Genomic DNA, 12,947 nt, shown 5'->3' on the forward strand with positions numbered 1-12,947 from the left:
TTATTCTCCCCGTGAGTCAGCGTTATCTTTCTTCTGCTGACGCCCCAGTTCACGTACCGCCATCACGCTGACGCCGGCAACCAGTCCTACTACGCCGCCAAGCAGCCCAATAGCCCCAGCTGAAATGTTGCCGCCTTCTTTCATGTTGACATCAGGCTTCTCTGAACGCGGGGTTTGGTTTTCCACATGGGCGAGTTGGTGAATGCCTTTATGGAAACCGACGCCTTCTTCGTTACAGCCGTAGCAAGGATGACCAATAGCTACCGGCCACACGCCGCCAACGTCGCAGAATTGCAATGTTGAGCAGTTGCCGTACGTTTCTGGCCCTTTACAGCCCAGATGATAGAGGCACCAACCTTCACGATGGCCTTCATCGCCGAACTCTTTAGCAAAACGACCGGCATCAAAGTGCGGGCGACGTTCGCAGTGTTCGTGAATCAAACGGCCATAGGCGAATGTCGGACGGTTTTTGGTATCCAGCTTCGGCGGCTTACCGTAAGTGATGATATGCGCGACCGTGGCGAGGAAGTTATGCGGGTTAGGCGGACAGCCTGGGATGTTGATGATGGTTTTGCCTGGCAGAACTTCTTGCAAGCCGACTGCACCCGTTGGGTTCACGCCAGCGGCAGCCACACCACCCCATGCGGCACAAGAGCCGATAGCGATGATAGCTGCTGCACCTTCGGCCGCTCTGCGGATGTGATCCACAATTGGCTCACCGGCAACCATGCAATAAATACCATTATCTTTTAGTGGTATAGAACCATCTACCACCAGAACATATTGCCCTTTGTACTTCTCCAGAGCGTTATGTTTGTTCTCTTCGACCTGGTGGCCAAAGGCGGCAGAGAGCACCTCATGATATTCAAGAGAGATAGTCTCCAGAACGAGGTTTTCCACTGTAGGGTGTGTCGCACGAAGCAGCGATTCAGTACAACCCGTACACTCCTGAGCACCAATCCAGATAACCGGCGGGCGCTGAGGACGAGAAACTGATTCGGCCATTTCTGCGGCGGCTTTGCTACTGAGCCCCATAGTAGCGGCCAGTGCTGCACAAAGCTTCATGAAATCACGGCGATTGATGCCGTTCGAATTGATGAGAGAATTATCTCCAGTCATTTTATTGTTATTCCGTTGCGAAGACCTGGCTTTTATTTTGCACCATTCGCATGTTGCATATTGCGATCGGCGCGCCATTACCACACTTTTTATATGGTTATGTGCATTATAATACTTCGGCGGAGCAACAAAACGAAGGCGTAGGTCAATAGTGTAATTAATTAAAGCAAGATAATACCCCTTTTGGATCAAGCTTCGAGCCGATAGCCGGCCATGAAAAACCGAATTGTTGTACTCGACTGGTTCTCTTTGAAGAAATCCATCACCATCTCTTTATCCAGCCCGTAACGACGCGTCAGGATCCCCGCTTCCCATGCGCTGAGCTGTCGGTCACCCGTTTTTTCAAACATTCGATGTGAAAAACCCAGAACAAAACCGCGTTTATAATCTGAACAAAAATTCGCCACTGAACGAGCACTGTCCGCACTTGAGGCGTTCAATCCGGCCATCAGGCCCTTTCCAAAATGGTTGTCCATGCATAACCTCCAATCGCTATATAACAAATTATATAGCGATTTTTTAAGCAAAGGCCAGAGGTATCACGCACTTTTTTGTGCCAGATTAAAAGGACACCCACTCGTCCGTTTTAGGTGCTGCAGAGGTTCTGCTTTCTGTGGAAGGGGAAGCGGTATTGGCAGCGGCGTATTGCACATCATTCGCAGACAGGCGGAACTGTTGCACCGAGCGTTGTAGCTCTTCCGTTTGCCGTTCCAGCGCCACTGCCGCAGCGGATACTTGTTCTACCAACGCGGCATTCTGTTGCGTCACGCTATCCATCTGCGTGATCGCAACACTAACCTGCGAGATACCTTTATTCTGCTCTTCAGAAGCAGAGGCAATTTGTTTCATGATAACGGTCACTTCGGTGGCACCGCGCAGAATCGCTTCCATGGTTAATCCCGTCTCTTTAACCAGACGAGCGCCCTGTTCGACACGACGCGACGATTCACCGATTAATGTCTCAATCTCTTTTGCCGCACCGGCGCTACGGCTGGCGAGATTACGTACTTCCCCTGCTACCACGGCAAAACCACGTCCCTGTTCACCAGCCCTGGCCGCTTCAACGGCGGCGTTGAGCGCCAGAATGTTGGTCTGGAAAGCAATGCTATTAATGACAGAGGTAATTTCTGCGATCTGTTTAGAGCTGGCGGCAATACCGTCCATCGTCTCAACCACTTCTGAAACCAGCGAGCTGCCTTTACCTGCCGTTTCTGTCGCCGTATCGGCGAGTTGGCTGGCCTCACGCGCATTTTCGGCGTTAAGTTTTACCGTGGCGGTCAGTTGCTCCATGCTGGCAGCGGTCTCTTCCAGCGCCGCGGCCTGCTCCTCAGTACGGGAAGAGAGATCATTATTGCCGGTAGAAATTTCCGTAGCGCCTCGCCAGATGTTGTCACTGCCTGAACGAATCGTACTTACGGCTTCACGCAGGCTGTCCTGCATTGCGCACAATAAAGGGACCAGTTGGCCCACGCAGTTACGCCCAAAATCTTCAATTGGATGGCTGAGATCGCCCTGGGCAATCTGGCGGAACTGCAAGCGAATGCGACCGAGAGGTTTCACCATCATGGTAACGAGGTAACGATCGGTGAAGAACAGGAGGGCAATCCCGAGGATAACGGCAGTAATAATCAGTGTCCGAATGATCGACGTTTTACCGTCTACCATGATACGCGTCGCATCAAGTCTCTTTCCGGCGGTGGTATTAAACAGCTCAGCGCTGGCACCAAATTCACGGCTCAGTGCGGGCGTAATCGTGCTGGCATGTTCCGAAAACGCCGTAAGCGAGCCCTGCTGCGCCAGCTGCATTTGCGGTATCACGCCTTTATCCAGCAAAGCTTGCCACTTGGCCAGCACTGTTGCTGAAATTTCCGGGTCCATCGGTCCTGGAGACAATGTTTTCATCTCCTGGAGCTTTTGGCTCAGATTATCCAGCGATTGCTGGGCAGGTGCAAAATCAGGCGTTTCACCACCAATTTTGACATCCACAGCACGGCTCAGGCGTGTCACAAAGCGAAAGTACTGATCGTTCCCCTGACTCAGTACCGTCATCTGTTTGACAAGATGACGGTCAATATCGTTGCCTTCTGATATTTTTGATAAAGCATGAAGACTGAATAAACCCACGCCCGACCAGAGCAGGCAAAAAAGTCCCAGTATCGCCAGCATGACAATACGAATAGTGAAGTTTTTCAGCAAATACATAATAATTTCCTTGCCATTGATGAGGAATTCGCCATCAGGCGATACTTCCCCTTGTTATCGGCAGGCAATGAAGAAGATATAATACGTTCTTTATTTTTTTACTTTTTTAAGTCTATCTATTATCCCTGCTGGTCATATCAATATGAATGTTAATGAAATTAGGTAGCATTATTATTCAGATAATTAACCTAAAGCTGCAAGTAATGCGTTGTTTTTCATAACAAATATTTATCAAACCAGGCAAGAGTGCGTTCCCAGGCTAAATCAGCAGCTGCTTTATCATAACGGGGTGTCGAATCGTTATGAAAACCATGATTAACACCGGGATAGATATATGCTTGATAGATTTTCTTATTCACTTTGAGTGCAGCTTCATAAGCGGGCCAGCCTTCATTAATTCGTGTGTCTAGTTCTGCATAGTGTAATAATAAAGGCGCATTAATTTTAGGGACATCAGAAGCAGGAACCTGACGACCATAAAAGGGCACCGCACATGCCAGTTCAGGGAAAGCAACAGCCGCTGCATTCGCCACACCACCACCGTAGCAAAATCCGGTGATCCCCACCTTTCCTGTCGCCATCGAATAACGCTGCATAAACTCAATAGCGGCAAAAAAATCATTCATCAGCTTAACGGGATCAACCTGCTGCTGTAATTCCCGGCCTTTATCATCATTGCCGGGATAACCGCCCAGTGAACTTAATCCATCGGGTGCCAGCGCAATATAACCCGCCTTCGCCACCCGCCGTGCTACATCCTCAATATACGGATTCAGCCCACGATTCTCATGTACCACTACCACCGCCGGAACCTTCCCCGTCACCTTCGCGGGTTTCACCAGATAACCTCGCACATCACCATGCCCATCAGGCGATGGATAGGTAATGTATTCTGCCAGAATATCGGGATCGGTAAATTCTACCTGCGTTGCCAGGGCATAGTTCGGTTTCAGCAAATTGAATAGCGCCAGTGCCGTCATGCCACCTACCGCATATTTCGCCGCCAGATTCAGAAACTCGCGTTTCGTAATTTTGCCATGGGCGTAATAGTCATAGTAATCGAGTAACTCCTGCGGAAAGTCTTTAGCAGTCAGACGCGGCATGGTCGCACTCCTGAGTGATGTTTTTTTAAGCAAAGCACAGCGGTCTGTTTTTGCCCAGTTTTTCATCCCAATGTGACCTGGTGAACGGGATATTCACCACGAACCCGCTAGAATAGAAACGTTGTTTTGAAATTCACCTGCACTAAGGAGGTCTCATGGCCTGGTTTGCCAATCCTGAACGTTATGAGCAAATGCTCTATCGCTACTGTGGGCGCAGCGGCTTGCGCCTGCCCGCGCTGTCGCTGGGTTTATGGCACAGTTTTGGACACGTTCACGCTCTGGATTCACAACGAGCACTGCTGCGAAAAGCATTTGATTTAGGGATCACTCATTTTGATTTAGCCAATAACTACGGGCCACCTCCGGGCAGTGCTGAAGAGAATTTTGGTCGATTGCTGCGCGAGGATTTTGCACAATATCGTGATGAATTGATCATCTCGACCAAAGCGGGTTACGACATGTGGCCGGGGCCTTACGGTTCTGGCGGCTCACGCAAGTATCTGCTGGCCAGCCTCGACCAGAGCCTCAAGCGCATGGGTCTCGACTACGTCGATATCTTCTATTCGCACCGCGTTGATGAAAATACGCCAATGGAAGAGACCGCTTCCGCGCTGGCCCATGCTGTGCAAAGTGGCAAAGCACTGTATGTCGGTATCTCATCTTATTCGCCAGAGCGCACGCAGAAGATGGCCGAACTGCTGCGGGAATGGAAAATTCCGCTGCTTATCCACCAGCCATCCTACAACCTGCTTAACCGCTGGGTAGACAGCAGCGGATTGCTGGATACGCTGGAATCCAACGGGATGGGCTGTATTGCCTTCACCCCATTGGCGCAGGGGCTCCTGACAGGGAAATACCTCAACGGTATTCCTGATGGTTCCCGCATGCAGCGTGAAGGGAAAAAAGTCCGTGGGCTGACGGAAAATATGCTGACGGAAGCAAATCTTAACAGTCTGCGTTTGCTCAATGAGATGGCCCAACAACGTGGGCAGTCGATGGCGCAAATGGCGTTAAGCTGGCTACTAAAAGATAACCGGGTCACATCGGTATTAATTGGTGCCAGCCGACCTGAGCAGTTGGAAGAGAACGTTCAGGCACTGGCAAACCTGACATTCAGCGCCGAAGAACTGGCACAGATTGATAAACATGTCGCGGACGGCAAGCTCAATCTGTGGCAGGCCTCATCAGACAAATAACGATCTGAACATTACGCCGGGTGTAGTCCTACCCGGCCTTAATGGCCTGCTGATGAGAGTGGCAAGTAAATCTCGCCTCACACCTCGTCCTCTTTAATCAACGGACGCTGGTATTCCGGCCATACCAGTGCGACAAGTGCAGGATAGGCTTCCAGGCTGAACTCCCTGAAGCACTGCCGCAAGTTAAGCACATCCAGATCGGCGTGCGGGACTTTCTCCCCGCTGAGGCAGCGCTTTTTAATATTGTCATAATACTTATAAACCGCAGAGTTAAGATCGCTACAGCGCCGCTGCGCGTCAAAGAGCCCGGGCGTTTCATTCAGCTCCACCATTGTCATCCTCTTGACTGTGGAGTGGATAAAATCAATATATTCGTGATTGACTCGCCAATACCATACCGAAGTAATCGAATTCATCAGGGCAGAAAAATGATCTTCTCCCTCTTCTTTACTTAGCATTTCCGGCTGGCGCTGTGCGTTAACATCTTCTGCATAACGGTTTTTATTTGCACTACGCATTAGCAAAAGTACCCCGCAGGTAAGCAATAGCAGGGTAATAACAGAATAAAATATACTGTTCATAGCGGGCTCCATTTTTTTTGATTTTAAAATTACCCCATGCTATTGTCAACGCGGCCTACCTTATTAAAAACATCATATTATTGGCAGCAAAGGATATTTCAACATGCTTCCCGAGCATCTTGTTCCCTCTCGTTTTCATTTATCCGCAACCCCGAACAATACAAATACCACAGAAAATAGTGAAAATTTGACTCAGGGAAAGATAAAACTAAGTGATTACGAATCAGAAATTTTGATTAGCTCCGCAGCTACCGGCCAGTCCCGGAATATGTTATTTGAAGAGTGCGATCGTCATTTAAAAGAGCGCCTTTTCCGCGCCGCAAAAATTGAGTCATTTACTCGTCTGCTCAATTCATTACAGGCGGAAGGCGACATTAATGCCCAGGAATTAAGTAAAATTTTGGCCAAAAAAACCACCATGATAAATGAACAAGGCAACAAAATTTGGCTTAATTTAATTACTCGCGAAACCAACGATCCTATTTTTTATTCTCTGGAAGAGAAATAAAATGAAAGATGTTGAAGATAATAATGTTTATTTGGCTTTAGATAACCACAAAAGCGATGAGTTTGTCTTAAAACAAAATCTGTCTGTGTTGATAGCCAATAAAAACACGACGCTGGAAAGCCTTGCTCAAGAGATGGTTTCTATTCCCGCCGCACTGGTGCGGATGAAATGGCAAAATCGTCATGAAATCTACGCGCTGCAAGCCAAAGAAGAGATTTACGGTGCCACTATCGAGGCCATCATCGCTCAGCAACCAGAATTGCGGGACAAAATAATGGCCCGTCTGGAAAGCACATACCAGCATCTGCTTGCACGTGAAACTGCCACACTGCGCCTGACCCGTAAGCTATCCGATGGGAACTACGAGCCCACAAAAATCACTACGGTGGCGTTGGACGAGAACAGATAAGGCAAAAGACTTGCAGAGGAGTGATATCAGGAGAAGCTTGCCGGGTAAGGTCAAACTGTACCCGGCAACAAGGATTATTTGGCTTTCACGGTCTCTTCACCGACCAAACCAATCTTCAGGTAGCCCGCCTGGTGCAACGTATCCATAACCTTCATCATAGTTTCGTAGTCGACGGTTTTATCTGCCCGGAAGAAGATGGTGGTGTCTTTCTTGCCTTCAGTTAGCGCGTTTAGCTCGTTAATCATCGTCTCATCGGTGACCTGATCGTTACCAATAAACATGGTGTTATCGGCTTTTACTGACAGGTAAACCGGTTTTTCCGGACGCGGTTGCGGCGTACTGGTGGATGCAGGGAGATTGACCTTCACATCCACGGTTGCCAGTGGCGCTGCCACCATAAAGATGATCAACAATACCAGCATGACGTCGATAAACGGCGTCACGTTGATGTCATGCATTTCACCGTTATCGTCCAGGTTTTCATTAAAGCTCATTGCCATGGAACATTATCCTACACGTAATTTCTGCGCAGCACGTACCGGGTGTGCAGACGCGCTTGCACTCAGGTCCAGGTCACGACTTTGCAGCAACAGTACCTGCGCCGCGACATCGCCCAGCATCGCTTTATAGCTGCCGATCTGACGAGCAAAAATGTTGTAGATAACAACAGCAGGGATTGCCGCGACCAGACCGATCGCGGTTGCTAACAGTGCTTCTGCAATACCTGGAGCAACAACAGCCAGGTTGGTGGTTTGGGTTTGTGCGATACCGATGAAGCTATTCATGATGCCCCATACTGTACCAAACAACCCGACAAATGGAGAGATAGCCCCGATGGTTGCCAGGTATCCATTACCCCGCCCCATCTGACGGCCAACGGCGGCAACGCGACGTTCCAGACGGAAACCGGTACGCTCTTTGATCCCTTCGTTGTCATCACTGCCTGCTGACAGTTCCAGTTCATTCTGTGCTTCGTTAATCAACAGAGCGCCCAGGCTTTTGCCATCGAATCCAGCGGCAATCTCACTTGCCTGATCTAAAGAGCGGGCATCTGCCAGCATTTGCTGTTCACGCTTAAGACGGCGCTTCTGCGTAAAGAACTCAAGGCTCTTACTAAAGAAGATAGCCCAGGTGACCACTGACGCCAAAATCAGCCCAATCATCACGCACTTAACCACGATATCGGCGTGCTGATACATACCCCAGACGGAAAGGTCCGTCTGCATCAAATTATTACCCACTCTGTATCTCCAGGACGCAAATCACAAAATCTGAGCGTAATCATATCAAAACGACGTCGAATTGATAGTCGTTCTCATTACTATTTACATAGTGCCGCACCTTTGGTTTCTTTTCCTTGCGCTCACGCAGTAAAAAAGTCACCAGAAATCGATTTGAGAATATTTTGTACTTTATGGCTGTTCTGCAGGACGCGGCAGATGAGATTCATGCTAGTTTAGACATCCAGACGTATAAAAATAGGTAATACAACATGGCAGATAAGCAGCTTGAGACCAAACTCGTTCACGCCGGGCGTAGTAAAAAATACACGCTGGGTTCGGTAAATAGCGTGATCCAGCGCGCGTCTTCACTGGTATTCGACACCGTTGAGGCGAAAAAACAGGCGACGCATAACCGCGCAAACGGTGCCCTTTTCTATGGCCGTCGCGGCACGCTGACGCATTTCTCACTGCAGGAAGCGATGTGTGAACTGGAAGGCGGGGCCGGTTGCGCCCTGTTCCCCTGCGGTGCAGCAGCCGTTGCCAACACCATCCTTGCCTTTGTTGAACAAGGCGATCATGTGCTGATGACCAACACAGCCTATGAACCCAGCCAGGATTTTTGCACTAAGGTGCTGGGCAAGCTTGGCGTGACAACCGGCTGGTTCGATCCGCTGGTCGGCGCGGATATTGTGAAGCATATACAGCCGAACACTAAAGTCGTTTTTCTTGAATCTCCAGGTTCTGTCACCATGGAAGTTCATGATGTTCCAGCCATTGTTGCCGCCGTCAGAAGCGTAGTGCCTGACGCGATCATCATGATTGATAACACCTGGGCTGCGGGCGTGTTGTTCAACGCGCTGGATTTCGGTATCGATATCTCAATTCAGGCAGGGACGAAATATCTGATTGGTCATTCCGACGGCATGGCTGGGACAGCGGTATCCAATGCCCGTTGCTGGGATCAACTGCGTGAAAACGCCTATCTGATGGGACAAATGCTGGACGCCGATACCGCCTATATGACCAGCCGTGGATTGCGGACGTTAAGCGTTCGCCTGCGCCAACACCATGAAAGCAGTTTAAAAGTCGCCGAGTGGCTGGCTGACCATCCGCAGGTTGCCCGCGTGAATCACCCGGCACTTCCCGGCAGCAAGGGACACGAGTTCTGGAAACGCGACTTTACCGGTAGCAGCGGTCTGTTCTCATTTGTTCTGAATAAGAAGCTAAATAATGAAGAACTGTCTGCGTACCTGGATCACTTCAGCCTGTTCAGCATGGCCTATTCCTGGGGCGGTTTTGAATCACTGATTCTGGCTAACCAACCGGAACATATCGCGGCAATCCGTCCGCAAGGCAAAGTGGACTTCAGCGGAACGCTCATCCGTTTGCATATCGGTTTAGAGAATGTTGACGATCTGATTGCCGATTTAGCCGCAGGATTTGCCCGAATCGAGTAACATTGCCGCAGATGGACATATATGCAGACACTTCTGGTGGAAAAGTCTGCAATTGTTGCGTCCGGGATCAAGGCATCCCGGACAATTCAGGAGTACAATCCACTTATAAACGCTGTTCCACAGGAAAGTCCATGGTAGTCATTCAAGATATTATCTCTGCGCTTTGGCAACACGATTTTGCCGCGCTGGCGGACCCACACGTCGTGAGCGTGGTGTACTTCGTGATGTTCGCCACACTGTTTTTAGAAAATGGCCTGCTGCCCGCCTCCTTTTTGCCCGGTGACAGCCTGCTATTACTGGCAGGAGCGCTGATTGCTCAGGACGTGATGAGTTTTTTACCTACCATAGCGATTCTGACTGCCGCTGCCAGTCTCGGTTGCTGGCTGAGCTACATTCAGGGGCGCTGGCTGGGCAACACGCGGACGGTAAAAGGCTGGCTGGCACAATTACCTGAAAAATATCATCAGCGTGCTACCTGTATGTTTGACCAACACGGGTTGATGGCACTACTCGCCGGACGTTTCCTGGCGTTTGTACGTACCTTACTGCCAACCATGGCGGGGATTTCAGGGCTGCCTAACCGTCGCTTCCAGTTTTTTAACTGGCTGAGCGGGCTGCTGTGGGTCACTGTGGTCACCAGTTTCGGCTATGCGCTCAGCATGATCCCGTTTGTTAAACGCCACGAAGATCAGGTGATGACCTTTTTAATGATCCTGCCTGTTGCCCTGTTAACCGCAGGTCTGCTGGGAACGCTGTTCGTGGTGATTAAAAAAAAATACTGTAGCGCCTGAGTATCAGCCGTATGCCGGAGTCACTCCGGCATTTCGTTGATGGCGCGCAGCGTTAAGGCCGACAAGAAATCACCCCCCCTGCATCATCCGAATTCTGGCTGCATCTTCTCCTGGCGTGACGCCAAAGTAACGTTTGAACTCCCGACTAAACTGCGATGCACTCTCATAACCTACGCGCATGGCCGCCGCGCTGGCTTTCATCCCGTCATGAATCATCATCATCCGCGCTTTATGCAATCGATAGCTCTTCAGATACTGCAACGGTGAAGTACTGGTCACCGATTTAAAATTATGATGGAACGCCGACACGCTCATATTGGCCTCTGCCGCCAATTGCTCAACATTGAGATTTTCGGTGTACTTGGTTTCAATTCGCTTCAGCACACGGCTTATCAAACTGAAATGCGTCTGGCGACTGACCAGCGCCAATAACGCGCCACCACGCGGCCCGGTCAGTACGTGGTAGAGGATCTCACGAATAATCTGTTTTCCCAGAATACGTGCATCCAATGGCCGCTCCATCACATCCAGCAGGCGTTCCGCAGCACAGAGAATTTCATCGGATAGCGTCGCCGAATTGATCCCGCTTGCCGCCATTGCAGGCTGGAACAGCTCATCCTCACCAATATCCATCAGCAATTCCTGCAATTGCAGGATATCGACGTTCAGGCGGATACCAGCCAACGGAACGTCCGGTGTCGCATACGTTTCACATTCAAAGGGTAAAGGTACTGTGAGCAGTAAGTATTCGTTGGCATCATAGCGAAAGACACGCTCGTTGATATAACCAATTTTATATCCTGAAAAGAGAAATATAATGCCAGGCTGATACATCACTGGTGTGCGCACCCCAGGTTCAGAGCCGTACAGTAAGCGAATATCAGGCAGCAGATCATTTAATTTATTTTCATTATTTTTCAGCTGTTTAATTTTATCTGTCAGCAGGAGACAGATCTCATCACGGTTCATAGGGCACCATTTCATCATTGATTTGCAACCCTGATATAGTGCGGACTTTTATCCATTTTCTCCAGTAGTCTGTAGAAATGGGCAAGACATTGGCAGAAATGAGCATTGAGAGGAACGCTTCTGACGACCACAATGTTCACCATCAGGCAGGCACTCGCCTACCCTCTTTTTTACCCACACAAGGTAACGAGCAATGAACAACTTTAATCTCCATACCCCAACCCGCATTCTGTTTGGTAAAGGCGCGATTGCAGAACTGCGCGACCAAATCCCACAGGATGCTCGCGTACTGATTACCTACGGCGGTGGTAGCGTGAAAAAAACCGGCGTTCTGGCACAGGTTCAGGATGCACTGAAAGGCCTGGACGTGCTGGAATTTGGCGGTATTGAGCCGAACCCGTCTTATGAAACGCTGATGAACGCGGTAAAAATCGTGCGTGATGAGAAGGTGACATTCCTGCTGGCGGTAGGCGGCGGTTCTGTTCTGGATGGCACAAAATTCATCGCCGCAGCAGCACATTACGCTGACGGTGTTGACCCATGGCGCATTCTGGAAACACGCGGTAACGACGTACAAAGCGCCGTTCCAATGGGCTCCGTATTAACTCTGCCGGCAACTGGCTCCGAATCTAACTCTGGCGCGGTAATTTCGCGCAAAACGACTGGCGACAAACTGGCCTTCATGACCCCGTTTGTCCAGCCGGTATTCGCTGTACTCGATCCGGTTTACACCTATACTCTGCCGCCACGTCAGGTTGCCAACGGCGTGGTAGATGCTTTTGTTCATACCGTAGAACAATACGTGACTTATCCGGTAGACGGGAAAATTCAGGATCGCTTCGCCGAAGGCATTCTGCTGACGCTGATAGAAGACGGTCCGAAAGCATTGCAGGAGCCGGAAAACTACAATGTGCGTGCGAACGTCATGTGGGCAGCCACTCAGGCGCTGAACGGACTGATCGGCGCAGGCGTACCGCAGGACTGGGCAACCCATATGCTGGGTCATGAACTGACGGCAATGCACGGACTTGACCACGCTCAGACACTGGCAATCGTCCTGCCTGCATTGTGGAATGAAAAACGCGATACCAAGCGTGCCAAACTGCTGCAATACGCAGAACGCATCTGGAATATCACCGAAGGCTCCGAAGACCAGCGCATTGATGCCGCGATTGCCGCCACCCGTCAATTCTTCGAACAAATGGGTGTACCGACTCGCCTGTCTGACTACGGTCTGGATGGCAGCTCCATCCCGGCACTGCTGGAAAAACTGCAAGCGCACGGCGGCACGAAACTGGGTGAACATCAGGACATTACGCTGGACGTCAGCCGCCGGATTTACGAAGCTGCCCGCTAAGGTTTTTTAACCTCCGACTTTCGTTTTTGGCT

Annotated in this window: 14 protein-coding genes; 6 read left to right on the forward strand and 8 right to left on the reverse strand. The window is 50.1% G+C overall.

Features of this window, described 5'->3' with window-relative positions; translation table 11 throughout:
- The 4 genes from hybO to yghX all read right to left on the reverse strand — a co-directional run bounded on the left by hybO (position 1) and on the right by yghX (position 4,424).
- On the reverse strand, positions 1-1,119 hold the full coding sequence (gene hybO, locus SK32_RS16100; RefSeq protein WP_016154493.1) for a hydrogenase 2 small subunit: 1,119 nt from the start codon (positions 1,117-1,119) through the stop codon (positions 1-3).
- Between the two features lie 188 nt (positions 1,120-1,307).
- Entirely contained in the window at positions 1,308-1,595 is a 288-nt protein-coding gene (locus SK32_RS16105) for a DUF2623 family protein (protein WP_048213218.1), read from the reverse strand.
- An 85-nt stretch (positions 1,596-1,680) separates the two neighbouring features.
- Positions 1,681-3,321, reverse strand: a complete 1,641-nt coding sequence (locus SK32_RS16110; RefSeq protein WP_048213219.1) for a methyl-accepting chemotaxis protein — start codon at positions 3,319-3,321, stop codon at positions 1,681-1,683.
- 215 nt (positions 3,322-3,536) lie between these two features.
- Complete coding sequence (yghX, locus tag SK32_RS16115) at positions 3,537-4,424, reverse strand: YghX family hydrolase (protein ID WP_048213220.1); 888 nt, start codon at positions 4,422-4,424, stop codon at positions 3,537-3,539.
- A 155-nt stretch (positions 4,425-4,579) separates the two neighbouring features.
- Between yghX and SK32_RS16120 the strand changes: the two genes are divergently transcribed.
- A complete protein-coding gene (locus SK32_RS16120; RefSeq protein ID WP_005123138.1) occupies positions 4,580-5,620 on the forward strand; it encodes an aldo/keto reductase in 1,041 nt (346 codons plus the stop codon).
- Positions 5,621-5,697: 77 nt separating this feature from the next.
- On the opposite strand, the gene SK32_RS16125 is transcribed toward SK32_RS16120, so the two are convergent.
- Positions 5,698-6,201 carry an ESA_00282 family adhesion-associated protein gene (locus SK32_RS16125; protein ID WP_048213221.1) on the reverse strand — a complete coding sequence of 168 codons (504 nt, stop codon included), beginning with the start codon at positions 6,199-6,201 and terminating at the stop codon, positions 5,698-5,700.
- A 103-nt stretch (positions 6,202-6,304) separates the two neighbouring features.
- Between SK32_RS16125 and SK32_RS16130 the strand changes: the two genes are divergently transcribed.
- The gene (locus tag SK32_RS16130) at positions 6,305-6,709 is read left to right on the forward strand and encodes a hypothetical protein (RefSeq protein ID WP_048213222.1); all 405 of its coding nucleotides are present in this window, start codon (positions 6,305-6,307) and stop codon (positions 6,707-6,709) included.
- Between the two features lies 1 nt (position 6,710).
- Positions 6,711-7,118 (forward strand): hypothetical protein, encoded by a 408-nt coding sequence (locus SK32_RS16135; RefSeq protein WP_048213223.1) that lies wholly within the window; start codon positions 6,711-6,713, stop codon positions 7,116-7,118.
- A gap of 74 nt (positions 7,119-7,192) precedes the next feature.
- On the opposite strand, the gene exbD is transcribed toward SK32_RS16135, so the two are convergent.
- On the reverse strand, positions 7,193-7,618 hold the full coding sequence (gene exbD, locus SK32_RS16140; protein WP_048213224.1) for a TonB system transport protein ExbD: 426 nt from the start codon (positions 7,616-7,618) through the stop codon (positions 7,193-7,195).
- Positions 7,619-7,624: 6 nt separating this feature from the next.
- Positions 7,625-8,359: a tol-pal system-associated acyl-CoA thioesterase gene (gene exbB, locus SK32_RS16145; protein WP_048213225.1), complete on the reverse strand. Its 735-nt coding sequence runs from the start codon at positions 8,357-8,359 to the stop codon at positions 7,625-7,627.
- A gap of 251 nt (positions 8,360-8,610) precedes the next feature.
- Here exbB and metC point away from each other — a divergent pair, with 251 nt between their 5' ends.
- Positions 8,611-9,798 (forward strand): cystathionine beta-lyase, encoded by a 1,188-nt coding sequence (gene metC / locus SK32_RS16150; RefSeq protein ID WP_048213226.1) that lies wholly within the window; start codon positions 8,611-8,613, stop codon positions 9,796-9,798.
- A 131-nt stretch (positions 9,799-9,929) separates the two neighbouring features.
- The gene (gene yghB / locus SK32_RS16155; protein WP_048213227.1) at positions 9,930-10,589 is read left to right on the forward strand and encodes a DedA family general envelope maintenance protein YghB; all 660 of its coding nucleotides are present in this window, start codon (positions 9,930-9,932) and stop codon (positions 10,587-10,589) included.
- Positions 10,590-10,658: 69 nt separating this feature from the next.
- Here yghB and SK32_RS16160 read toward each other — a convergent pair whose 3' ends face one another.
- On the reverse strand, positions 10,659-11,558 hold the full coding sequence (locus tag SK32_RS16160) for an AraC family transcriptional regulator (protein ID WP_048213228.1): 900 nt from the start codon (positions 11,556-11,558) through the stop codon (positions 10,659-10,661).
- Between the two features lie 193 nt (positions 11,559-11,751).
- Between SK32_RS16160 and yqhD the strand changes: the two genes are divergently transcribed.
- On the forward strand, positions 11,752-12,915 hold the full coding sequence (gene yqhD, locus SK32_RS16165; protein ID WP_048213229.1) for an alcohol dehydrogenase: 1,164 nt from the start codon (positions 11,752-11,754) through the stop codon (positions 12,913-12,915).
- The last annotated feature ends 32 nt before the right edge of the window (positions 12,916-12,947 follow it).

Source organism: Citrobacter sp. MGH100, assembly GCF_001034465.1.
GTDB lineage: Bacteria > Pseudomonadota > Gammaproteobacteria > Enterobacterales > Enterobacteriaceae > Citrobacter > Citrobacter youngae.